Annotated in this window: 21 protein-coding genes, 1 pseudogene and 1 riboswitch; of the genes and pseudogenes, 13 read left to right on the top strand and 9 right to left on the bottom strand. The window is 52.1% G+C overall.

Features of this window, described 5'->3' with window-relative positions:
* Positions 1–17: 17 nt before the first annotated feature.
* Entirely contained in the window at positions 18–410 is a 393-nt protein-coding gene (gene rpsI, locus AC27K1_RS16105) for a 30S ribosomal protein S9 (RefSeq protein WP_487151843.1), read from the bottom strand.
* 12 nt (positions 411–422) lie between these two features.
* Positions 423–851, bottom strand: a complete 429-nt coding sequence (gene rplM / locus AC27K1_RS16100) for a 50S ribosomal protein L13 (protein WP_395179283.1) — start codon at positions 849–851, stop codon at positions 423–425.
* 255 nt (positions 852–1,106) lie between these two features.
* Here rplM and AC27K1_RS16095 point away from each other — a divergent pair, with 255 nt between their 5' ends.
* The 6 genes from AC27K1_RS16095 (at position 1,107) to AC27K1_RS16070 (ending at position 4,923) form a co-directional block, all read left to right on the top strand.
* Positions 1,107–1,682 carry a DJ-1 family glyoxalase III gene (locus tag AC27K1_RS16095; RefSeq protein WP_487151842.1) on the top strand — a complete coding sequence of 192 codons (576 nt, stop codon included), beginning with the start codon at positions 1,107–1,109 and terminating at the stop codon, positions 1,680–1,682.
* A gap of 102 nt (positions 1,683–1,784) precedes the next feature.
* The gene (locus AC27K1_RS16090; protein ID WP_487151841.1) at positions 1,785–2,162 is read left to right on the top strand and encodes a hypothetical protein; all 378 of its coding nucleotides are present in this window, start codon (positions 1,785–1,787) and stop codon (positions 2,160–2,162) included.
* Between the two features lie 119 nt (positions 2,163–2,281).
* Positions 2,282–3,103 carry an enoyl-CoA hydratase/isomerase family protein gene (locus AC27K1_RS16085; protein ID WP_487151840.1) on the top strand — a complete coding sequence of 274 codons (822 nt, stop codon included), beginning with the start codon at positions 2,282–2,284 and terminating at the stop codon, positions 3,101–3,103.
* A gap of 190 nt (positions 3,104–3,293) precedes the next feature.
* Positions 3,294–3,755: a YiiD C-terminal domain-containing protein gene (locus tag AC27K1_RS16080; protein ID WP_487151839.1), complete on the top strand. Its 462-nt coding sequence runs from the start codon at positions 3,294–3,296 to the stop codon at positions 3,753–3,755.
* Positions 3,746–4,210, top strand: a complete 465-nt coding sequence (locus AC27K1_RS16075) for a DUF2489 domain-containing protein (RefSeq protein WP_487151838.1) — start codon at positions 3,746–3,748, stop codon at positions 4,208–4,210. Before AC27K1_RS16080 ends, AC27K1_RS16075 begins: the two co-directional genes overlap by 10 nt.
* Positions 4,207–4,923, top strand: a complete 717-nt coding sequence (locus AC27K1_RS16070) for a class I SAM-dependent methyltransferase (protein WP_487151837.1) — start codon at positions 4,207–4,209, stop codon at positions 4,921–4,923. Before AC27K1_RS16075 ends, AC27K1_RS16070 begins: the two co-directional genes overlap by 4 nt.
* An 8-nt stretch (positions 4,924–4,931) precedes the next feature.
* On the opposite strand, the gene AC27K1_RS16065 is transcribed toward AC27K1_RS16070, so the two are convergent.
* On the bottom strand, positions 4,932–6,749 hold the full coding sequence (locus AC27K1_RS16065) for an acyl-CoA dehydrogenase C-terminal domain-containing protein (protein WP_487151836.1): 1,818 nt from the start codon (positions 6,747–6,749) through the stop codon (positions 4,932–4,934).
* Between the two features lie 184 nt (positions 6,750–6,933).
* Positions 6,934–8,649, bottom strand: a complete 1,716-nt coding sequence (locus AC27K1_RS16060) for an AMP-binding protein (RefSeq protein WP_487151835.1) — start codon at positions 8,647–8,649, stop codon at positions 6,934–6,936.
* A 215-nt stretch (positions 8,650–8,864) separates the two neighbouring features.
* Here AC27K1_RS16060 and AC27K1_RS16055 point away from each other — a divergent pair, with 215 nt between their 5' ends.
* From AC27K1_RS16055 to AC27K1_RS16025, 7 genes are all read left to right on the top strand, one after another.
* The gene (locus AC27K1_RS16055) at positions 8,865–10,214 is read left to right on the top strand and encodes an acyl-CoA dehydrogenase family protein (RefSeq protein WP_487151834.1); all 1,350 of its coding nucleotides are present in this window, start codon (positions 8,865–8,867) and stop codon (positions 10,212–10,214) included.
* A gap of 10 nt (positions 10,215–10,224) precedes the next feature.
* Positions 10,225–11,427, top strand: a complete 1,203-nt coding sequence (locus AC27K1_RS16050) for an acyl-CoA dehydrogenase family protein (protein ID WP_487151833.1) — start codon at positions 10,225–10,227, stop codon at positions 11,425–11,427.
* A gap of 22 nt (positions 11,428–11,449) precedes the next feature.
* Complete coding sequence (locus tag AC27K1_RS16045; RefSeq protein ID WP_487151832.1) at positions 11,450–13,267, top strand: long-chain-acyl-CoA synthetase; 1,818 nt, start codon at positions 11,450–11,452, stop codon at positions 13,265–13,267.
* A 277-nt stretch (positions 13,268–13,544) separates the two neighbouring features.
* A complete protein-coding gene (sctD, locus tag AC27K1_RS16040) occupies positions 13,545–14,999 on the top strand; it encodes a type III secretion system inner membrane ring subunit SctD (protein ID WP_487151831.1) in 1,455 nt (484 codons plus the stop codon).
* On the top strand, positions 14,986–15,237 hold the full coding sequence (locus AC27K1_RS16035) for an EscE/YscE/SsaE family type III secretion system needle protein co-chaperone (protein WP_487151830.1): 252 nt from the start codon (positions 14,986–14,988) through the stop codon (positions 15,235–15,237). Before sctD ends, AC27K1_RS16035 begins: the two co-directional genes overlap by 14 nt.
* Before the next feature lie 89 nt (positions 15,238–15,326).
* The gene (locus tag AC27K1_RS16030; protein WP_395179296.1) at positions 15,327–15,575 is read left to right on the top strand and encodes an EscF/YscF/HrpA family type III secretion system needle major subunit; all 249 of its coding nucleotides are present in this window, start codon (positions 15,327–15,329) and stop codon (positions 15,573–15,575) included.
* Positions 15,576–15,603: 28 nt separating this feature from the next.
* Positions 15,604–16,014, top strand: coding sequence for a tetratricopeptide repeat protein (locus tag AC27K1_RS16025; protein ID WP_487151829.1), 411 nt, complete (start codon positions 15,604–15,606; stop codon positions 16,012–16,014).
* Between the two features lie 14 nt (positions 16,015–16,028).
* On the opposite strand, the gene AC27K1_RS16020 is transcribed toward AC27K1_RS16025, so the two are convergent.
* The 5 genes and pseudogenes from AC27K1_RS16020 to AC27K1_RS16000 form a co-directional block, all read right to left on the bottom strand.
* Positions 16,029–19,304 carry a glycosyltransferase family 4 protein gene (locus AC27K1_RS16020; protein ID WP_487151828.1) on the bottom strand — a complete coding sequence of 1,092 codons (3,276 nt, stop codon included), beginning with the start codon at positions 19,302–19,304 and terminating at the stop codon, positions 16,029–16,031.
* A 7-nt stretch (positions 19,305–19,311) separates the two neighbouring features.
* Positions 19,312–19,734 carry a CesT family type III secretion system chaperone gene (locus tag AC27K1_RS16015; protein ID WP_487151827.1) on the bottom strand — a complete coding sequence of 141 codons (423 nt, stop codon included), beginning with the start codon at positions 19,732–19,734 and terminating at the stop codon, positions 19,312–19,314.
* A 137-nt stretch (positions 19,735–19,871) separates the two neighbouring features.
* A complete protein-coding gene (locus AC27K1_RS16010) occupies positions 19,872–21,455 on the bottom strand; it encodes a Na+/H+ antiporter NhaC family protein (RefSeq protein ID WP_487151826.1) in 1,584 nt (527 codons plus the stop codon).
* A 125-nt stretch (positions 21,456–21,580) separates the two neighbouring features.
* A riboswitch (Lysine riboswitch) is annotated at positions 21,581–21,840 on the bottom strand.
* A gap of 437 nt (positions 21,841–22,277) precedes the next feature.
* A complete protein-coding gene (locus AC27K1_RS16005; protein ID WP_487151825.1) occupies positions 22,278–23,438 on the bottom strand; it encodes a carbon-nitrogen hydrolase family protein in 1,161 nt (386 codons plus the stop codon).
* A 353-nt stretch (positions 23,439–23,791) separates the two neighbouring features.
* Positions 23,792–24,048, bottom strand: a pseudogene (locus tag AC27K1_RS16000) (hypothetical protein); the annotation flags it as partial.

Genomic DNA, 24,048 nt, shown 5'->3' with positions numbered 1-24,048 from the left:
GTAATCCAAAAAACGAATTAACGCTTGGAGAACTGAGGACGCTTACGAGCCTTGTGCAGACCAACTTTCTTCCGCTCAACCATACGGGCATCACGGGTGACGTAGCCAGCCTTGCGCAGAGCAGGACGTAAAGTTTCATCGTACTCCATCAGGGCGCGGGTGATACCGTGACGGATCGCACCGGCCTGACCGTTAGCACCACCACCTTTTACGGTGATCATGAGATCAAACTTGTCGGTCATCTCAACCAGCTCAAGCGGCTGCATAACGATCATGCGGGACGTTTCACGACCAAAGTAGTCCTGAAGCGTACGGCCATTGATGGAAATGCTGCCAGTTCCCTTGCGCAGGAAAACACGAGCGGTAGAGGTTTTGCGGCGACCTGTGCCGTAGTTCTGACTTACTGACATGTTGACCCCCGATTAAATAGTCAGTTGCTGAGGTTGCTGCGCGGTATGCGGATGCGCAGATCCGGCATACACTTTCAGCTTACGCTGCATAGCGCGACCCAGCGGGTTACGGGGCATCATGCCTTTAACAGCCAGCTCGATGACACGCTCAGGCTTGTGAGCAATCAGCTTTTCAAAGCTCATTGACTTCAGTCCACCCGGGAAGCCGGTGTGGCGGTGGTACATCTTGTCAGATGTCTTGCGACCGGTCACACGCACTTGCTCGGCGTTGATGACAACGATGTAATCGCCGGTATCAACGTGAGGAGTGTACTCAGGCTTGTGCTTACCACGCAGACGACGGGCAATTTCTGTAGCCAAACGACCGAGCGTCAGCCCGGAAGCGTCTACAACATACCAGTCGCGCTTAGCGGTTTCTGGTTTAGCGCTAAAGGTTTTCATCTATCTATCCGCCTCAATGCTCGCTTTCGCGAGTTGAATTCAAACATCACGGCTGTTTAGCCAGCCCACGAACCAATGCAAGGGCTTTTAAAACCACCGCGGTTCAAACATTGGGCACTCATTATGGGAAACGGGAGCGGTATTATAGCCAGTTCGAACAGGAAAAAAACCCTGCCAACGGTCAATTGCGGCTATCCACCACTTTTTTGCGGCTAAAATGTCTGTCACTGCCTGATTGAACGATTGAGTCCCACCATGTCCAAGAGTGTTCTGGTGCCCATCGCACACAGCATCGAAGAAATAGAAGCCGTCACCATTATTGATACCCTTCGCCGTGCAGGCGCCACGGTCACGGTCGCGAGCTGCAATGCGGACGGCTCCATCAATGTCGAGGCCTCCAGGGGAGTGCGTCTGCTGGCGGACTGCCCTATCACAGAATGCGTTGATAGCCACTACGATATTATCGCCCTCCCCGGCGGCATGCCCGGCGCGGAACATCTGAGAGACTGCCAGACCCTCACCGATTTACTGATCAGCCAGAAACAGATGGGGCACTGGATCGCAGCGATCTGCGCGTCGCCCGCCGTAGTTCTGTCGCATCATGGCCTGCTGGACGGTATCCGGGCAACAGCCCACCCCAGTTTTCAGTCACAATTAACCGGCGCCATAGCCATCAACGAACCACTGGTTATTGACGAAGAGACTAAAATCATCACCAGCCAGGGGCCGGGCACTGCCATGTATTTTTCACTGAATCTGACCAAGATACTGTATGGAGAAATCGTTTTCCGGGAACTCGCCACGGCCATGGTCGCCCACTGGGCGCTCTGAAAGCACTTGCAACCGGCTTATTGGCACCGTATAAAAAATAGTAATGACAAGCCGATATATCTCACAACACGCACAAGGCAAACAACAATAAAAGAGGTATCTATGGAACTTGTTTGGCTACTGACCGGCGCAACTGCCCTCTACTGGCTTGACCGTTATCAGGATCAAATCGCCGATCGCATGGCCGGGGAAGCCTTTGACCAGATTTCTGAAACCCGCAACGGCAAAACCTACTACGGCAAAAGCTCACTCATTCATCGCAAAAAGCACATTGGGCACGTGTTTATGCCTCTCTTTCCTTCTCTTGACCATGACATCAAGGCACTGTGCCAGACAGAAGATAACCATTGGTTCTGGTATCACGCCCAGATCAAGAACATGAAGCTGGTGCATACTGAAATCAACCCCGTCTCCATTGAAGCGGCACTGGAAGCCATGGATGAAGACGAAGCAGGCACCTGTCGCGAAGAAAAAAGCTAATTTCCTTCCAAAGGTGTCAGCCCAGGCTGGCACCTCGCTTCCTTCCATACGCTATACTCGCTACCACCTGCCTGACAGAAGCTCATTGTCTTTATTCCATCCATTGAGATGTAAGCATCATGACCTTGTTCGCAGTCACTACAGAAAACGCTATCGCAACAGCAGTCATTGACAACCCTCCTGCCAACATTCTGACCATTGACTTAATCAACGAGATCAATAGATACCTTGCCTCTCTGGCAGACGACAGCAATACCAAAGCCGTTCTGTTCACATCAAAGAACCCTCTCTTTTTTTCAGCACATCTGGACCTGAACGTTATTAACGGTACGCCTGAAGGTCAGACAGCCTGCCGTGAATTTAGCCAGATGATCAAAAACCTTAAAAATCTCAGACAGCTTTCCATTGCTATTGTCGATGGCTACGCCAGGGGAGGCGGTGATGAGTTTGTGATGGCCTGCGACCTGGCTTACGGCACAGAAAACGCGTTTTTTGCCCAACCGGAAATTGGTGTAAACATACCCACTGGTGGTCAGGGTGGCGTTCAATACGGACGACGAATGGGCAAGAGCAAAGCACTTCAGGCATTACTGCTTGGCTCTGACTTTACCGCTCAAGAAGCAGAGGCATTAAATATCATCACAAAATATGTCCCGAAATCAGAAATGGATAACTTTCTTGCAAGCCACTTATTTCCCTCTATTCAAAACCTCTCCCTTCGCGATATAGAAATGTATAAAGAGATCATTGCAGCATCAATCATTGATGAAAATGCGGGAGTAGAGCTTGAATTAAGGCACTTTCTCGAACGCGCCAAAGAAGAAAAAACACAAACAATTATCAAAGCCTTTCTAAAATCCGGTGGCCAAACCGAACGAGAAGCTACAGACTTTCTGGGTATTTTTTCCGACACCGCAGCTGCGCTTGCCAACAACAACTAAGCAGCAATACTGGAAGCAAGTAGAGAGGGGGGAACTTAAAGGAGCTGCTCTCCCACAACGATTCACGCTTACTACACGCACACCACGGCATCCACTCGCCCCTTCCAACAACCTTTCGCGATAAAATTGACAGACTAACAACCAATGCGGATAGTTACCCTCACGACAGCAGTAAAAACCCTAAAAACAGATGACATCGCCATTCCCTCACGTACTTCAGGAAAAACTCCGCAAGATTCCAATGCTTCGCGCCATGGAAGTTGACTACCGGCTTTACGATGGCAAACAGCTGCAGCTTACCTGCCCACTGTCACCCAACATCAATGACAAAGGCACCTTCTTTGGTGGCAGCATCAGCGCACTGGCTACCATCTGCGGCTGGACCATGACCAGCCTGAAAGCGCTGGAAGCCGGCGTCAATTGCGATGCCGTTATTGCTGAGCAAAACCTGCAATTCCTGACACCTGCCCGCAGCGAACTGACCGCAATCTGTGAGTGCACGACACCTGAAACGTTCACCAGCCGCCTGCAGGCAGGCCGCCGGGCGCGCCTTGACCTGACGGTGTCACTGCACGCAGACGGCGAATGTGTCGCCAATTTTAGCGGACGCTATGTCGCTGTACCCACAGAGGAAACAACGGAATGGATATAACTCTGATCTTACTGGCTGCCGCCATTCTTGCGATTGCCGGCCTGTCCGCGTGGGCAATCAAACTCTGGATGGAAGTGTTTCGAAACCGTGCCAGCCTTCGAAAATCCAATGAACAACACCGCCAGTTCCTTTGTTCCAGCCTGACCATTCTGGCCAGGAGTCTCGTGCATGAGCAGGTCAATCCAACCGAAGGCTGCATCCGGATCAAAACGATTCTGGATATGCTGGATCCTGCCCTGGGAAAAACTAAGGAATACCAGATATTCACAACTATCTATGACGCAACAACGCATATGCCGATTGGTGAAGCACGAAAAACCATGAAACTGAGCGAACGCAACCGTCTTGATACAGAACGTGAACGACTGGAACAACAGCACAAAGAGCGCATAAAGCAGGCCGCACAAAACCTGCTTACACAATTCAATGCCGAGAGCATCTTTAAAGAAGCATGAAACAAACGCTCGACACCTCCCAGCTCAATCGCAACCTTACCAAAATGCACCCTGAAGCACGGGTGCTGGTTCAGCCGCTACCAGACTGTCCCCAAATAAAGCTGGCGTTGCTTGATCCAACACCGATGAAGCATCGCCCATTCACGGAAGAAGAAATCAAAACTATCCAGGAATATCCGGCTTACTGGGCATTTTGCTGGGGCAGCGGCCAGGCCCTGACGGCCCAAATACTGGATACGCCAGAACTGGTGGCGGGCAAGACAGTAATGGATTTTGGCGCAGGTTCCGGAGTTGTTGCGATTGCCGCCTGTCTCGCAGGAGCACGTGAGGTAATTGCCTGCGATATTGATCCGGATGCACTGCTTGCCTGCCAGTTCAACGCACACATCAACCAGGTTAACTTCCGGCTCCATGACGACCTGTTCAGTTTTGATGAGCCACTCGACCTGCTGATCGCAGCCGACGTCCTGTACGACAGAAACAACCTGCCACTATTGGAACAATTCCACTCAATGGCCTCCGAAGTACTGGTCGCCGACTCTCGCATCAAGGCGTTTGATTTCCCACCGTATCAGCGTTTTTCCAGCCGGGAGTGCGGAACGGTTCCAGATCTTGATGAAACTCAGGATTTCAACAAGATAAACTTCTACTGCAACCGTACCATCCGGACAGACCGCCGGGCTCACGCCTATCAGGAACCCCTGACCGTTTAAGTCAAAAACTATAGAAACGCAAAACTCTCTTCTTTCATACGCGTCAATGTACGCGGGCAGGCAAGCATTGTTTTTGCGTGCGTTTCAGCGCGTGGAAGAATACGGGAAAAATAGAATTCTGCCGTTTGCACCTTGGCTTTGTAAAAAGCCTGCTCACTGGTACCTTCAGCCAACTTACGCTGCGCGGCTACCAGCATTTTCAACCAGTAATACGCCATTACGACATAACCGGAAAACATCAAATAATCGACTGACGCCGAACCCACCACATCACGATTACGGGCAGCCCTCAAAGCCAGGCGATAACTCAAGTATTGCCATCTCAGCGTCAACGCAGAAACCTTGCCAACAAACGGCAGGACTTTCAGGCGAGGTACACTGTTATCGGTCAATACCGACTTACAATATCCGAGTATTTGTCCCGCCAGTCGATTCAGGTCCTTCCCTTTGGACAGCAACACCTTACGCCCTAACAAATCCAGCGATTGAATACCGGTTGTACCTTCATACAGGGTAGATATCCGGGCATCCCGAATGATCTGCTCCATACCATGTTCACGGATATAACCATGCCCACCAAAGACCTGGACACCAAGGTTCGCTGATTCGAGGCCCGCTTCTGTCAGGAAGCCTTTGAGGATTGGCGTCAGCATCCCCAACTCCTCATCAAGCCGGTTACGCTCCGCTTCGGTTTCCGCCGTAATCATCCGGTCAGCCAGCTTGGCCGCATCGTACAGCATGGCACGGCCGCCCTCAGCAAACGCTTTCATGGTCAACAACATACGACGTACATCCGGATGGACGATCAACGAATCCGCCACTTTGTCAGGCTGCTTGGTACCCGACAGCGATCGCATGGATAACCGTTCACGTGCATAGGGAAGCGCCCCCTGGTAAGCCAGCTCCGCGGAAGCCAGCCCCTGTATTCCCGTACCAATCCGTGCGGTATTCATAAAGGTGAACATGCACTGCAAACCTTTATTTTCAGGCCCGATCAGGTAGCCCTCCGCCTCATCAAAATTCATAACACAGGTCGCAGAGGCCTTGATTCCCATCTTGTGCTCCAGGGAACCGCAGCTAACACCATTGCGTTCACCCAGTGAACCATCCGGATTCACCCTGAACTTGGGCACAATAAACAACGAGATCCCCCGCGTGCCTTCAGGTGCGTCCGGAAGTCTGGCGAGAACAATGTGGATAATATTCTCGGTAAGATCATGCTCTCCGGCAGAAATAAAAATCTTGGTGCCGGAAAGGCGGTAAGCCCCATCACCATTCGGTGTTGCGCGGGTTTTGACCTGCCCTAAATCCGTGCCGCACTGCGGCTCAGTAAGACACATGGTGCCACTCCACTCACCGCTGGTCATACGCGTCAGCCAGGTCTGTTTCTGCGCTTCGGTGCCATGTAAAAACAGGGTATTCATGGCGCCAAGCGTCAATCCAGGGTACATACCCCAGGACCAGTTGGCCGTACCGACCATTTCCGAAATCATGACTCCCAGAGACATCGGCAACCCCTGACCACCATACTCAGGAGGATGGGAAAGTGACTGCCAGCCACCCGCAACATATTGCTGATAGGCCGCCTTGAAGCCTTTTGGCGTTATAACTTCGCCATCCTGCAAATGACACCCTTCCTCATCACCCGAGCGGTTCAGCGGGGCCAGCACATTTTCAGCAAACTTCGCCCCTTCGCTGATAATGGCATCGACCAGATCAGGCGTCGCTTCTTCACCATTGGGCAGCATTTGATAATGGGCCTGCATATCCAGAACATCTTCTGCCAGAAATTTCATATCCCTGACAGGCGCCTTGTACTCAGGCATAGACCATCTCCTGATGAGAACGTGGTTAGACGCTGAGCATTCTGTCGAAAGGGAAAGGCACTGAGATTGGCTGCAACGTCACTCAGCAAGTACTTTTCAGCCAGCCCAGTGACAACACAAAAAAAATACCACCGCCCGGTAACCGGTACGGTGGCATTGATTTCGATAGTAAATCCGGAAGGTATCAGCTAACGGCTTCGCGCTTTTCCAGTTCTTCAGCCCGCAGGTCCTTACGCAGAATTTTGCCAACAGGCGTCATAGGCAGTTCTTCACGGAACTCAATCTGCTTGGGCACCTTATAGGCGGTCAGGTTCATACGGCAGTATTCTTTCATCTCATCCTGACTCAGGGAGCTGTCACTGGGAATGACAAACAGCTTCACCGCCTCGCCGGTTTTACTGTCTGGCACACCGATGACTGCACAGTTCTCAACCTTCTCATGCTGAGCCACAACATCCTCAATCTCATTGGGATACACGTTGAAACCTGATACCAGCACCATGTCCTTGATCCGGTCAACAATGGCCACAAAACCGTCTTCATTGATGACAGCAACATCGCCGGTCTTGAGCCAGCCATCTTCATCAAAGATTTCCGCCGTGGCATCAGGACGCTTCCAGTAACCCTTCATGACCTGAGGACCTTTCACACAAAGTTCACCGCGTTCACCCACCGCCATTTCGGCGCCATCATCCCCAACAGTCTTCAACAGGGTATTAGGCACGGGCAATCCAACTGTGCCAGGCTGTGCAAGATCGCCTGCCGGGTTCATACAAACAGCCGGCGAGCACTCTGTCAGCCCATACGCTTCAGACACCCCGCAACCGGTAAACTCTTTCCAGCGGCGTCCTGTATCCGCCTGCAGAGCGGTACCACCAGAGAGGGTCAGCTTCAGTCCACTGAAATCACACTTGGCGAATTCCGGATGATTCAGCAGGCTGACAAACAAGGTGTTCAAACCAATGAACGCCGTAAAGCGCCAGGGCTTGATCATCTTGATAAACATGGCGGTATCACGCGGATTGGCAATGAGGATACTGTGATTCCCCATTTCCACCATCGCCATCAAATGCACTGTGAAGGCGTATATATGGTAGAGCGGCAGCGGTGCAACGATGGTTTCCTTGCCAGCTTCATGCATGGGCTGGCCTGACTCATCCTGCTGGCTCAGCATAGCCTGCGCCTGCAGCATGTTGGAAACCATATTCCGATGGGTCAGCATCGCGCCTTTGGCAACACCTGTCGTACCACCGGTGTATTGCAGGATAGCCACATCATCCGGTCGCGGTGCAGGCGGCTTCCGGTACTTGCCGGCGTCCCCTTTTGCCAGCGCCTGCCGGAAACGAACGACACCAGACAGTTTATAGGGCTGTACCATTTTCTTAACGTATTTGGCTGCCACATTGATCAACTGACGCTTTGGTGCCGGCAGCATATCGGCAATACTGGTGACAATCAGGTGTTCAACCGGCGTATCGCTGATGATCTCTTCCACCAGGTGCCCGAACACATCCATGAAGACCAGTGCACGGGCACCGGAATCATTGAACTGATGATGCATTTCACGGGCGGTGTAGAGTGGGTTGGTATTAACAATAACCAGACCAGCCTTGAGCGCGCCATATACGGCAATGGGAAACTGCAGAAGGTTTGGCATCTGGATCGCGATGCGGTCACCGGGCTTAAGGTCGGTCTGGGTCTGAAGATAGGTGGCGAAACGGGTACTGTAGTCGTCGATATCCTGAAAGGTCAGGGTATGGCCGATACCGGTGAATGCAGGTCGTTGGGCATACTTACTGACGGATTCTTCAAAGACTGCCAGTATGGAACCGTACTCGTCCGGGTTGATGATATCGGGCACACCGGGTGCGCGCTTACCATGCCAGAAACTCGCTTCCATATTCTTATCACTTTTTTGTTATGTAGTTATGCGACAACCTGACATTACTGTCTCTGACCAGACATGTCACGGCATTGACATATCTGCCGACTCCCCCGAGTTCGACAGCCATTGGTTGTCCCCTGACTCTTTGTCAGCCTGATGAATCAGACAACGACGGCCTATCATAGCCTGATTTGCGACACAGTTCATGGGTAAGTTGTTGTATTTCGTGAATGCGGGCTGAAGAAACCGCTATCACGGCAGGCAGCTTCCCGGGGGAGTACACCATGACACTGAACGCCACAGGGATCGCCCTTTCCCTGGTCAACCGGTTCGCAGGCTCGGCACTTGCCAGCCGCTACAAACTGCGCAAACCCGCGGAACGACTGGCCTACCACGTAACTAGAACCGGTTTTCGACTGGTGTCATCCGGCCAGCAGACGCTTTCCAAAAAACGTCACACCACAGCTTCAGCAACAGGCAACAACCATCGTAAACTGTTCGATCTCTCTCTTTCAGAAGAACAGCGCCTGATAATTGAAAACACGCAAAGACTTGCCAACACGCTGAGAGAACAGGCCGATCAGGCAGAAATTGCCGGTTATCCAACCAAAGACGTCTTAGCCGAATCAGAAGCCCTGGGCCTCAATCTGTTTGTACTTCCTGAAGCCTGGGGTGGTATTAGCTCTGATGCACCTGCTGAAACCATGACCCTGATCACTGAGCAACTGGCATGGGGTGACATGGGTCAGGCGTTGGCACTGCTTGCACCAACCGCCTGCCTATCGGCAATCAGCCGCTGGGGAAATGCCTCTTTACAGGAGAAATGGCTACCCCGTTTTGCGGAAGGACAGTTTCTTCCTGCTGCCATGGCCATTCATGAAAATAAGATCGACTTTTCCCCAGAGCTGTGTCGCTGTACGGCAAGCCGTCACCGCAAAGGCTACCGTCTGAACGGTCAAAAAACGCTGGTTCCATTGGCGCAAACGGCAGAATTCTTTCTTGTTAGCGCCAAGACCAACAAAAATACGCCAACCCTGTTTCTGGTTGAGCGAAACAACCCTGGCATTCAAATTGACGCTGCGCCTGCGATGGGTCTGAAGTCGGCCGGATTAGGCACGCTGACACTGTCTAATGTGCAAGTCAGCCCAGACGCCCGTCTTGATTGCAATTTTCAAGTGGAGGACTGGCTCTCACGCTCCCAAATTGCGGCCTCCGCACTCGCCTGCGGCACCTCCCAGGCTGTCGTTGATTTCACCATTCCCTACTGTAATGAACGTCAGGCATTTGGAGAACCCATCAGTCATCGACAAGGTGTCGCCTTCCTGCTGGCAGACATGGCCACGGAACTGGAAGGCATGCGACTGATGAACTGGCGAGCCGCCAGTCGTTGTGATCATCAGCTTTCTTTTGACAGGGAAGCCTGGCTGGCGCACACCCAGTGCAGTGACAAGGGCATGATGATTGGTACTCATGGTGTACAGTTGCTCGGCGGCCACGGTTTTGTCAAAGAGTATCCCGTCGAGCGTTGGTATCGTGATTTACGTGCTATTTCGCTCCTCACCGGTTCGCTACTGGTATAAGGGACACGGTATGTATCTGGAAACACCCAAAAAATTCAAAGGTCTGGTGAGCCAGGCCAATCAGGTCGCCAAGGCCGTTCTTCGTCCTATTTCCCGCAAATATGACCGCAGGGAACATGAGTATCCTGTTGAGCTCGACATGCTGGCATCCCTGCTGGACGCCATGAATGATGGCGCGGACAGCGGCACCGGAGCAGGTCGCCTGAATACTGCTAAAGGCGACAGTCACACGGTTGTTAATGGCAGCAACCTCTCTACCGTGTTGGGTCTTACTGAACTGTGTTGGGGAGATGTCGGTCTATCCCTGAGTCTTCCCAGGCAAGGGCTTGGCAATGCCGCTATTGCAGCTGTTGCAGACGACGAGCAGATGAAAAAATTCGGCCATCTGTGGGCCGCCATGGCCATTACTGAACCCGGGGCTGGTTCTGATTCAGCGGCGATCCGGGCGACAGCCAAACAAGATGGCGACGACTACATCATCAATGGTGAAAAGATCTATGTAACCAGTGGTGAGCGGGCTGATGCTGTAGTGGTATGGGCAAGTCTTGATCCCAGCCTCGGCCGTGCAGCGATTAAATCCTTTGTCGTTGAAAAAGGCACACCCGGCATGGAAGTGGTAAGGCTGGAGAAAAAACTTGGCATCAAAGCGTCCGATACTGCGGCGATTACCTTTACCAATTGTCGTGTGCCTACTTCACACCTGCTGGGTAATCCGAATATTGACGTACAACGAGGGTTTGGTGGCGTTATGCAAACCTTTGACAATACCCGCCCCGTCGTTGCCGCCATGGCCGTTGGCCTTGCCCGCGCAGCTCTCGAACGCACGCAGGAATTACTCAAAGCACAAGGTATTGAACCCTCCTGCAAGGGGGGGCTTTATCAGCGACCAGCGCTGGAGAAGGAACTTCTGGTCATGGAAGCCGAGCTGGAATCTGCCCGGTTGCTTACGCTCAGGGCTGCATGGATGGCTGATAACGGCCAACCCAATTCCAGGGAAGCCTCCATGGCCAAAGCCAAGGCAGGTCGTACGGCCAATGCTATAACCCTGAAGTGTGCTGAACTCTGCACCGTACGCGGCTACACCGAAGATGAGTTACTGGAGAAATGGTCCCGGGATTCGAAAATCCTTGATATTTTTGAAGGTACCCAGCAGATTCAGCAATTGATTATTGCTCGACGACTATTCAATAAATCGTCTGCAGAATTGAAGTAACAACCACACAATAATAACAATAATGCCAACACGAACAGTCAGCTTTGCCAATATCCTACGCTCTGGCCTTGCCCTGACGCCAGAGCTTCCACAAATTACCACCGGTCTGCTGAAGCTGGTATCACTGCATCCGGAACGACGGTTATCCATTGGGCGATTACTGGAAAAACAGGCACAACGATACGGCAAACGTCCATTTCTTAAATATCAGGATAAAGTCTGGTCATATGACGCAGCCAATCGACAGGTCAACCGCTTCAGCCATGCGCTGGCACAGGGAGGCATTCAACCGGGTGATCGCATTGCGATCCTGATGGAAAACCGTCCTGAAACACTGCTGGTCACTCTGGCCGCCTTAAAGCTTGGCGCCATTGCGACCATGCTTAATACCAGTCAGCGTAATAACGCTTTATTGCACAGCCTCACGATTACAAAACCAGCGTTATGTATTGTGGGTGAAGAATTAATTGAAGCCTTTGACGGTATCAAGCACACGTTGTCCGAACGGTCAGAACATCCCCATTACTTCGTTAACGATAACAGCAATAATCCCACACCTGATGACTACGAAAATTTCGTTGAAGTCTCGGCAAACATGCCAGATACGAATCCTGATATCACCCGTACTCTGAAGCTCTCTTCTCCGGCACTGTATATCTTCACATCCGGCACAACCGGTCTGCCCAAAGCCTCAGTGATGTCACATTATCGCTGGTTCAAAGCCATGGCTGGCATTGGCATGATGTCCCTGCGACTCAAACCAACCGATATTCTCTATTGTGCGCTTCCGCTCTACCACAACAACGCACTAACCGTTTCATTGAGTGCCGTCATGGGAAACGGAGCATCGTTAGCAATTGCCCGGAAATTCAGTGTTAACCGGTTCTGGGACGATATCCGCCATTATGGCGCCACCAGCTTCTGTTATATCGGTGAATTCTGCCGTTACCTGCTTAATCACCCCGCCAGACCCAATGATGCCGATAACCCGGTAAGAACCATCATCGGTAACGGACTGCGACCGGATATCTGGGAAGCCTTCAAGGAACGCTTCAGGATTCCATCCATCAGTGAGTTTTATGGCGCCAGTGAAGTCAACCTGGTGTTTACCAATGCCCTGAATCTGGACAAGACAGCAGGCACCTGTCCGATGGCTTATGCGGTTGTCCGTTACGATGTTCAGAACGACCGCCCTGTTCGAACGCCCAAGGGTTTCATGGAGAAAGTCAATAAAGGAGAAAGCGGTCTTTTACTGACAAAGGTTACCCGTCGTATGCCGTTTGATGGTTATACCGATAAAGATGCATCACAGAAAAAGTTGTATCGGGACGTTTTCCGGTCGGGGGATTGTTACATCAATACCGGCGACCTCGTTGTCCGCCAAGGCTGGCGGCACATTGCATTTTCTGACCGGATTGGGGATACCTTTCGTTGGAAAGGGGAAAATGTCGCCACATCTGAAGTTGAAGCGGCCTTTACCAACTTTCCTGCTGTTGAGCATGCGGTCACATATGGCATAAGCCTGCCAGGAACGGATGGCCGGGCTGGCATGACGGCCCTGGTCGTCTCAGAAGCCAAAGAAACCCTCAATCTGGAAGCGCTGACCCAACATGTCCGCAGACAGCTACCCGGTTATGCCATCCCACTGTTTCTCAGAATCTGCGATTCTCAGCAGATGACGACAACCTTCAAATACCAAAAGACCACATTAAAAAAAGAAGGATTTGATACCAGCCAATTCGACGATCCGGTGCTGGCATTACTGCCCGGAAACCAACAGTATCAGCCTCTGCAACCCCATGAACTGGAAAAAATACGTGCCGGAAAAGTACGCTTCTGACTGCTGTCGGAAGCGGGCATGCTCGAATCTGTCAAATAATTACGCAAGCCCCCGTTAAAAATACGATAACCCATTGTTTTTTCGGGCAGCTCAGGCTATCCGGTGGAAATATCCCCCACCATCACATACGCTTTTTTTAGTAGTCAGCGTTTCAATGTTTACGCCATTTTCAGCCGCGCTCCAGGGATTGGATCATGTGCGGGCGAAAGGCCCCATCAGGCATCTCTTTCAATGAATATGGCGACGCTCTGCCACTGCAGGTAATGGACAACAATTTATGGCAGACCAGGTCTGGGTTTTAAAGATTCTGTCCGGCCCCCATGTCGGCGCAGAAATCACTCTGGATGCAGGCCAGTACTCACTGGGCCGGCACGAAGAGTGCGACCTGGTGCTCACCGATAACACCCTCGCCGATTATCAGCTGGAAATTCTGGTTTCTGAGGATAGCGTTGATATTCGGAACCTGGCCGAAGGTCAGGGTGTCTACCTGAACGGTCAGGCTCAGGAAAACCAGTTTACGCTTCAGCCCTTTGTGATCGTGACGGCAGGAAACCTGCATTTTGCCATGGCACCGGAAGGAGCAACATGGCCCGAACTGACCATGCCAGACCTGACGACGCCGGCGCCAACAGCACCTACACCGTCACCAGAAGAACCCGCTCATTCGGATACTGCTCAGGAACACCATGATGACGAAAACATCCCTGTTCTGGACGACAGACTCTCCGATGATGAGCTGACGGAACTCGAAGAACAGTATTCCTCCAGCCCCAGCTTTACGCAGAGACTGCGTGCTTTCCTGCCATCATCGGGAAAAAAAATCGTTATTGTGGGTGCCGCAGCTGCACTGTTGGTCGGCTTTATCAGCGTTTTTTCCTGGTTATGGCAACTCACTGATCCTGCCCTGGCGGAAGCAGAAAAGCCTATTTCTCATATTCTTGAAGCGGAAAATCTACGGGTCCTGCAAAACCTTGAAGATGTCACACTGAAAACTCTACCTGACGGCTCCGTGTTACTGACAGGCTACATTGTCGATGGCACGACCAAGCAAGCCTATCTGGATGCGCTCACCGAGAAATCTGTCCTTTTCAACAACCAGATCATCGCCCTGGATGAGATGCAGGAAAATGCCATGGCGGTGCTGAAAATGCACGGTTACAAGTCACTGACCGTTGCACTGGACACGCTACCGGGCACACTGATTCTCAGAGGTTACCTGCACACCGTCAGAGATTTGACGAAAATCCGTGAATTACTGCATCAGGAAGTGCATGGCCTGCAGACCATCATTGACCAGCTTGAATTCCAGAATACCCGCATCAAGACGCTCCGCTCAATGCTCAAAGAAAAGGCGCTGAGTCAGCGTATCAAGCTGCTGGACCAACCCGGCAAGGTGATTATGAAAGGGCGTCTCATGGATATCTCTCAGGGGTATCACCTGAAGGAAGTGGTCCGAAACTTCCGTGAAAAATACGGCAAGCGTCCAGAGCTGGTGATTGATGTCACCCTGCCATCCGCCGATCTGGCCACCCTGCAGCCCATCATCAATATCAAGAGCGTCACCATCGGCAAGGAGCCCTTTGTGATCCTCGATAACGGTGAGAAGTACCTGAAAGGCGCCAGGCTGAAAAACGGATATATACTTGAAAGTATCACCCTGGAATATCTGACGCTTCGGCTAGGCCAGGAAAGAATAAAATACTACATAGGAGGCAACCATGGCGGAAGCTGATAACGTCTCCCTGTCACTGACAGAGGACCGTCTCAGTACCGATACGGACGGTCAGTACAGACAGGAACTGATCGACAGCCTGAATGCTGAGGCCGCTCAGCTCAAGAGCCGCAAGCAGGGCGGGCTGTCTCCCGAAGAATTTGAGCAGACCGACGCCCTGATCAAGGCGCTGGATGACGCCGTCAAGGTGATCGAACTGACCTGGCTCAAATACCACAAGGCCTCTGGCACGCATTAAGACCGGGTTTATCCACGGCGGTCAGACCGAATACTGGCATATCTGTGGACTAGACTTAAAAGAGGCACTGGGAACAGGGAGAAGTTCTTATGTCAGTTTTGAATAACGGCACCAACAGCATCAGCTTTGATCAGGCAACTGACCGCTTGTCCAACAAGCTGTCTGAATTTGAAAGCAAGCTCGAAACATCGATGCAGGATCTTGATCCCAGTAACCTGGCCGACATGATCAAACTGCAGCAGGATGTGAATAAACTCACCATGCTCTATAGCGTCGACAGCTCGGTCGTCAAAGCCGTCAAGGATACCGCGCAGGGCATTATTCAGAAGATCAACTGATCCAGGGATTCAGGGGGGAACCAGGGACATGGTCACCGTAGAAACCTTACGACTGCTGGCCGATATCGGGTTTATGGCTACCAGCAATGGGATGTCAGCCCAGGCCAAGTCTATCTTCAAGGCCATCGGTCACATTCGCCCCAACAGTGTTCTGCCACACATCGGCATGGCGCTGAACCATCTCAACCTGAACCAGTTTCAGGATGCGCTGGATGTGCTTGAAAAGAAAGCCCTGAAGATCGAGCCAGACAATCCTACTGTTCGTGCCTTTATTGGTATGGCACTGATGTTGATGGGCCGCAACAGCGAAAGTGAAAAATTCCTGACACCGCTGACAGAATCCGATGATCCGCTGGCTGCCAACCTGGCAGAGAACCTGCTGCAGGAACTCAAGCACCACGCCGACAAGAAAAGCACACCGCCTAAAGCCCCGCATTAAGCAGTAGCGGGGCTTTATTGATTCTCTCCCAGCCATTGCAAAAGATTCTCTTCCAGCGGCTCATCAGCCGCTAGATTCAACAACCCGTTTTCATAAACTTCCATCCATTTGTCGATCGTAGCCTGATCCAGATGTCCAATACACTTAACCAGTTCAGGCAGCACGGCTATTGGAAAATAATCAATTCTCACTCTTTCATGCCTGTCTGGCCGGTCATTGACGGCAACTCTCAATGCGGTAGCCTCTGGCAACCGGTAAAAACAAGGAAAATTCCCCCTCACCCAAGCACGCATAATGCCATCACGACAACACATCACCGGTTGATGGCTACGCTCCACATGTGCCTGTTCCCGGATAAAACGGTCGACCATCGTTCTCGTCGTTTTAAATAAAGTGCCAATGGAAGCCTCGCAGAATACATGGTATCTCGCGATATCCTGTATCTGCTGGCGGTGCTGATGGTGGGTCAACAGTGAGCAATAAGCGGGTAATTCAGCCAGCTCCTGTAGAAAACTGGCCACAAAGTCAGTCTTTGCAGCCATTAGCTTCAACCCCTGCTGAAACCCTTCTGCAACTACAGAAGCATATTGAGCATGTCGATCAGGATCATCGTCTATGTCTTCAGAATCTTCCCAGAAGACATTGATCCGGGTTTTTGACAGGGCGGATGTTTCCCATGTCAGACCTGTTGAGTCTTCCAGATCCGCCACCAGACCGGTGACAACGCCTTGTGATAATGACCGTTTGGCATCCACGAGATAAGGTATCTCATTGTGAATAAGGATATTTTTATAATGGGCATCTCCCTGCCCGGTTATCAGCAGAAAGGCTGACAGCAGCCCCAAACTCCTGTAAGTCTTATCCGTCCATTCAGCCCGTGGCGTATTACCAGGCAGATACTCGGAATAACCGTAAAAGCATTCCCGGATACCAAGATTTTCGGCTCTTGAGACTTGTCGCAGGCAACCCAGTATTGGCTCATTGACCCACTGGTTAAAAAGCTCAGTCAGGCTATAAGGTTCATTATCCCGGGATTGATTCACCAGCCTGGCTTCAAGACGCATATCCCTGGGCTTATAGAGAATCGTTTCACCGTTGCTAAACCTGACAAGAACGACTCCCCAATAATGCTGATCGGTGAGTGGCTCCAGTCCTGCTATGCGTAATTCATCCTGTGAGTCTGCATGCAACAGCTGTTGAACAAGCCACTGACTATCCTTGTTTAATCGCCGAAGTAACGTTTTAACGGCCTGAAGATAGGCAACCAGTTCAACTTTAACCTGCCGCCCCCACAGTGGAAAATGATCCAACAGCGCCTGCGCAGGGAGAGTCCTTAAATCAATATTGACTGCCGATTTCAAACAGATGGTTTTAAGCGCATCCAGCTTCCGGGATAAAAGATCAACAAGAGGGACGGTTAACGCGGATACCGCACCTTCAGCCTGGTACAGGTCAGTACTCAGCATTCTGTTCAATAACGGATACAGATACCGATTCATGACGGGCTGAATAAGTTCTGCAGTCCAGTCATCAGGGTATTCTGTCAGCTGCAGCGTCTGCCAAACTTCATTATCAGAATGCTTCTTTTCCGATACAGGAACATTTGGGATCCGTACATAGCGTCTTGGACGGATTCCCGGATCTTCTTTCGTTATCGCCAACATATGATGCTTCAATCCCCACAGGATATTGAAAAGCACCAGAGGCTTCGCCAGAGAGATATGCTCACATAATTGGCTGATTGAAGCCCCCAACAGCGCCCCTTCCAGAACCGCCGTTTGAAGCTGCGCATCAACCAGGTGGTTTATCCCGTCAAAACAGACCGCCGTTTCAGAGCCTGTCAGCACCCGACGTCCACGTGGCAGGGTTTTAACAACCACAGCATCATCCAGCAGACCCGACGCATAATGATTAAAAACAGAGGCCACCGGCAAACCCGGATAACGACCAGACGGCTGAAACCCGATAGCGTCAGCCTGCTGCTTCAGCATTTTGACCAGCAACATATAGCGAGACACAGATTCATTCCAGGTAAAGCACGCTTCGACACGCTGTTGTCCTGCTGCCCCCACCTTCTTTCTTTTCTGATTGTCATTAATCAGATTGATTAATAGTTGGGACAAGACTGAAACATCAACTGCTACGCTCTGTGCTGACGCGAGCAGATTGCGTTCCGGTTCATAAAAGGCTGTTGGTGTGACCAGGGTGTTGACATCACCCCAAACCGTCGGAATGAGATAACCCGAATGACCATCTTCTACCAGGTCGCGATAGCCGTCCCAGTCTGACAATATCACCGGCAAACCCGCAGCCATGGCTTCCAGCGGGGCAAGACCAAACGTTTCCTGGGGATTATCGGCAATAGAAACAAACAGGTCCGCTGCCGCATAAACAGTGCTGCGCTCATCGGGGGCAAGATCAAACTTGAATAACACCCGGTCTTCGATAGCCAGCTGACCAGCAGATCGCGCTAAAGAGACCACATAATCATCACTCGCTGATGACTGACCACAGATATACAGTACGATATCCTGAGCAGCGCCAGCCGTTTCATCGCTAACAACATCGTTCAATGCCTGTAGTAAAGGATGCAGATCCATCTTATTACCGGCATCAATCCTGCCAAGATACAGAATAATGATCGCTTCTTCCGGAAGCCCTAATGCTTGTCGTGCGAACATTTTATCTGTGGCCGGAAAATCGTCTGGCTCAATTCCCAGCGGCACCCTCTCGATACGACAGCCTTTCCGGAAGGCTACGCCATGCCGCTCAGTGAGCTGTTCTCTTACAGTCTGAAACAGCTTTTCCATAGCCGTCTGAGCGGCATCACTGGCGCAAAGCAGGGCGTCACAGTACTTCTGCGGCGCCAAACATAGATTCCGGGTGCTGGAAAGAGAAACATCCTGGCAGAGCGAATGAACTCGCCCGGTAACAGGAAACAAACGGGAAGCATAGGACTCCCGCAACTCCAACAGCGGCGCAATATAGTGATCACCACAATGGAAAACGGAATAATCATACTGTGACAAACAGACAGGCAGAAGATGCAAGGGATAAACCCGGATTTCTTTGTCCAAACCACGCAACATCTGATAGTGAGACCAATAGGCTTCAACCGTTAGACAATCGTCTGCCACCACAAAAAGATGGAACACAGTGAATTCACTGTATCGAACCAGCGCCTGCAAAAAGCCGGTATTGGCCACGCGCAAACCATTCTGGTAATCATCCCCGCCCGATTCCGCCGGAGACAGAATGGTTGCAAAACGCTGTATCTCTTTTTTCGCCATACCGGCGTTACGGCATCATCATGGGGTTAATACCGCCACCACCGACAGGTTCATTAATGATGTCACGCACATACAAGAAACAGCTGCCAAAACTCTCAACCGCTTGCTGGAATTGATCCAACTGCAGCCCGGGCTCAGGCAACCGGCGATGCAGCCAATAATGATCATCTTCTTCATTAATACTCAGGCAGGCGCGCTGGGCGCGAATCAGGGGCAGGCTTTTTTCCGCCAGCTTCATTGCCAGCTCTCGACGCTTGTCATCCCCTTCCGGCAGAGCCGCGAGCTGCGCCTCAAGATAAATACGTCCGGCCCGGGTATAACAAAGAACATCAAACCCATTCATTTTCAGGGTATAACGACCTTCTTCCGGCGTTATCGGGTCAAGCTGATTGACCTTGCTTAACTCATCCATCAATGCTGTCAGACTCATGGCGACGATCCCTGTCACATGTGGCGGTATAAAATTTCTCGATATTTATAACAGTCTAGCAAGAGCCTGTTATCCGGCTTCAAAACAAAAAAACCGATCCACCGGGATCGGTTTTTCATCGGTTATCCATATCAATATCAGGCGTACTGGCGAACACCGTTGGGCATGATATCTGCGGACAGTTTTTTAAAACTGAAAATCAGGGCAATGAATGCAACCAATGAGGTCAGGAAGCCCACCGTCATGGAGTCGGCCATACCCATGGCGAGATATCCCAGTAAAGCGACCAGTGCGACTCCACCACTGTAAGGCAGCTGCGTCATTACGTGATCAATATGATGGCAGGATGCCCCTGTGGATGACAAGATGGTGGTATCTGAGATCGGTGAACAATGATCACCAAACACCGCCCCCGCCAGCACGGCTGACATGATCGGCAATAGTTGGGCAATCTCTGTACCGGCAGCCATATCGCCTGCAATCGGCAACATAATGCCGAAGGTGCCCCAGCTGGTACCCGTGGCAAAAGCCATGATACCGGAAATCACAAACAGCAAGGCCGGAATCATTGAGGCATCAATCGAGCCACTTACCAGGCCAGCCAGATACTTACCGGTTTCCAGGTTGCTGATTACATCAATCAATACCCAGGCCAGCACCAGGATATAGATAGCATCCAGCATGGACTTTGCACCATCGACAAACGCCTGTCCCACCATACCTGACGGCAGTCGGTGACGTAGTAACATCAGGACAGAAAACAGCAAACCTATGGTTCCACCCATAACCAGCGAAGTCGCAACATCGGTATGCTCGAATGCACCCATTACCGTAAACGCCTGACCCGCTTCTGCCTGAGCCTGGGCACCCGTCCAGATAATCGCACCGACGGTCGCGACAACCAGCACAATAATAGGAATCACCAGGTCACCCACATGCCCCTTGTCGCACTCGGTGATTTCAGTCGCACCGGGGGGTTCGCCCTTGGAAGGATCATAGAGCTGCCCTTCCTGGGCTAACAGCTCATGCTGCTTCATGGGCCCGACATTGAGATCCATCCAGGCGGCAAGCACCACCAGCGCCAGCGCAAAGACAGCATACAGATTCATCGGCACCATGGTGAGAAAAGCGGCAAACGGGGTAATGTCCGTCACGCCATGGGTCAGCATGACAGAACCGATCAAAGCAATGATATACGCGCCCCAGCTGGAGATTGGTGTGATGACACAGACTGGCGCTGCAGTGGAGTCCAGCAGATACGCCAGTTTCGCCCGGGAAATCCGGTGACGGTCAGACAATGGCCGACTGATGCTACCAACAGCAAGGCTGTTAAAATAATCATCAATAAAAATGATAATTCCCAGCATAACCGTCAGCAGCTGAGAGCCTTTGCGGGTCTGTATGCGCTTACGTGCCCATTCTCCAAAAGCACGGGTTCCCCCGGCCAGCGTAATGAAACTGGTCATGACGCCAAGAAGGATCAGAAACAGCAGAATGAATACATTCCACTTGTTCAGGCCATCGTCCCAGAACACTTTCAAAAAGGCGGAAGAAAGGTATTTAACAAAGAGGGCAGGGTCAAAACCTGTCAGCAACAAGGCGCCGCAAAGAATACCGGCGCCCAATGACAGCAATACCTTGCGGGTAATCACTGCCAGACCAATGGCGACGGCGGGCGCCGCCAGAGACAGGGACGAAAACTCGAAACTCGCTAATTCCATAACTTCTGATCTCTTAAGCAGGTACAACTGTAGTCCAAAACAGTCACCCTGGTGATAGACGATCAGGAGCGCGATTGATGATGAAAAAAGGCCTGCACCCGAAAAGTCAGTACATTCACTTTTCCCACAGCGGTAGCACTCCACGGATCCGGCATCCATCCGTTCTCATCGCGACAAGCAGACGATAACGGATTACACCTGATGGCATGTGTACCGCAGACGATTGTCTGCGGAATACACCGTGACAGTGTGGCGTCTCTTAAACGACACACCAGCCGATGGCGCTGACTCGCTTGACCGGCTTCGGCGGTGATTCCTTTCACAGGAGATCTCGGGCGTCACCCTACTTCCTGTTACTCTTAAGCACCGCGCCTCTACCAAGAGGAAGACCCCCGAAGTATGCCCCACAGAAAACTTCGCGACAACGAAACACGTACATTCCGCGCATTTTTGTTAGTGATACTTACGCCGGTATTCAGCAGCGCTTACCGGCAGTCCTAAACACCCCAGAAAACCGGCGTGCAGGCGTTTTTTCATCAGCGGTTTTAAAAAAGATTATTCCCGCTCAGTTGACGAACAGGTTTTCATATTGATGTTCAATCAGTGATCCACAAACCATGCGTCTCTGTCAGAAGATGCCCCTCCATTTCAGTTTAAGCGATGCTTGTTGCCGCACGGCTGTTCAGCCTTTCCTGGCAATGTGACATTCATTCACCGGGGAACCCGTGAAAGACGGACGTGAAAACCGGCAGACCGGGACCCGGAAAAAACCACCCGCACTTCATCGTTCCGGATCGCAGGTTCCTGTCGCCATCACGCCCCCTACTCGTTCACTGAACCCGCTACCGGCGAAACAACCTCACTCGCCGGTTCCTGGTCATCGTGGAAGGTGACTGTGCCCTGACGACGGCGGTTGACCGTCAGGTGCGTGATATCAGGGCGGGAATAATGGCCTGCCGGATCAAAGTTCTGCCTTTCCATCCGTACCTTCTGATGGGATATCCTGGCAATATAGAGCCCTTCTTCTCCGACCTGCGGGGGAATCACCCAGCTGCCGTCCGGCGCCGCCAGGCATGAGCCGCCATTGGCCAGGTGCGTCCCCGTGACGGCGGCCCTGAGGGTGTCGGACAGTGGCGAATCGTCCGGGATGTCAGCGGGCCTGAGCAGGCCGGACACCGCCGCCACGTAGGAACGCCCTTCCTTCGCCAGGAACACCGGCAACTCCCGGGTGTTATGGTCACCGCCGGGCCAGGTCGATATGTGCAGGTCTTCGCCCTGGGCGTACAGCGCCGCCCGCGGCAGGGGCATCCAGTTTTCCCAGCAGTTGAGGCCGCCAACCCGGAACGGCCCGAGAGCATGGACACGCAGGCCGTGCCCGTCCCCCGGCGACCAGACCAGCCGTTCCTCGTAGGTTGGCATCAACTTGCGGTGAACAGTGCGCAGGACGCCGGTTTGATCAAAATACAGCAGGCTGCAATAGAGGCTGTGCCGACTCCGGTCCGCCGCTTTCTCCACGACGCCCAGGTAAACCGCCACCTGCGCCTTGCGAATGGCCTCGCTCAGCGGGGCCAGGTGGCCGTCTTCAATGCTGACCGCTTCCCGGGAATAGTGCGCGAACATCCGCTTCTGGTCGGGATGGTTAAACCGCGCGCCGCCGGTTAATTCAAGCCAGAACGGGTAACCGGGCACCAGGGCTTCGCCGAACACCAGCAGGTCCACCGACCGGTCACGGGCTTCATACACACGGGCTATGACCTTTTTTAAGGTCGCCGCCCTGTCCAGCCAGACCGGCGCAACCTGCGCCAGGCCAATCGTCAACAGGTCCTGTTGCCGGACTGCGGAACGTTGCCGCAGTCCGGGCTTCATCGCGTTCGAATCCAGTGATGTTTGTTTTCCGGACTGGCTATCGGCATGACCCGGGTTTGCCGCACCGACAACAAGCGATAACGCCATGGCACCCGCGACACCCCTCGACAAAGACATGGCCCATACTCCGTGAAGCAGGCAGCTTAAGCGACAGCTCGGGCGCGACCGAAAGAAGCCCCTGACCTGACGCCGAGATCGGCGACCCCTGCCGGAATGGATGAGCACATTATAGAAAATGCAGCGGCTTAACGAGGAGGGAGGGATGAATCAGACCTGTTGACGGCGACAAGAAGCAGGTCTATCTGGGAGTGGGAGTGTGACAGCAACCTAATCCCTTGAAAATCAATGATAATGATGCAGGTAATCAGCCAGCGAGTTTTGGTTGGATTGTTTCAACAAAAGCGTCTCACCTAACCTCAAGCTAACCAACGCCGCAAGGTGTCTGGCTGAGCGAATTGTCAGGTAGCGTGTCAGTTGTTGGCATCGGGGATAAGTTGGCGGATGAGAAGTTCAAGTTGGTCAAACCGACTGTCAACCTGGTCTAACCGACTGTCAACCAGATCTAACCGGCTATCAACCTGATCTAATCGGCGATCAACCTGGTCGAAACGATCACGATTTTCTTGTTGGCTGACTTCAACCTTATTATCAAGTGATTTGATAGCAATTTCCTGTCGTGCACTGAGCAGGAATAGTCTTTTAATATCCTTCTGTGAATTCTTGACGT

Source organism: Kistimonas ophiarachnellae (genome assembly GCF_057552235.1).
Note: the sequence above shows the minus strand (reverse complement) of the source record. Positions and strands in the feature narration are given on the sequence as shown.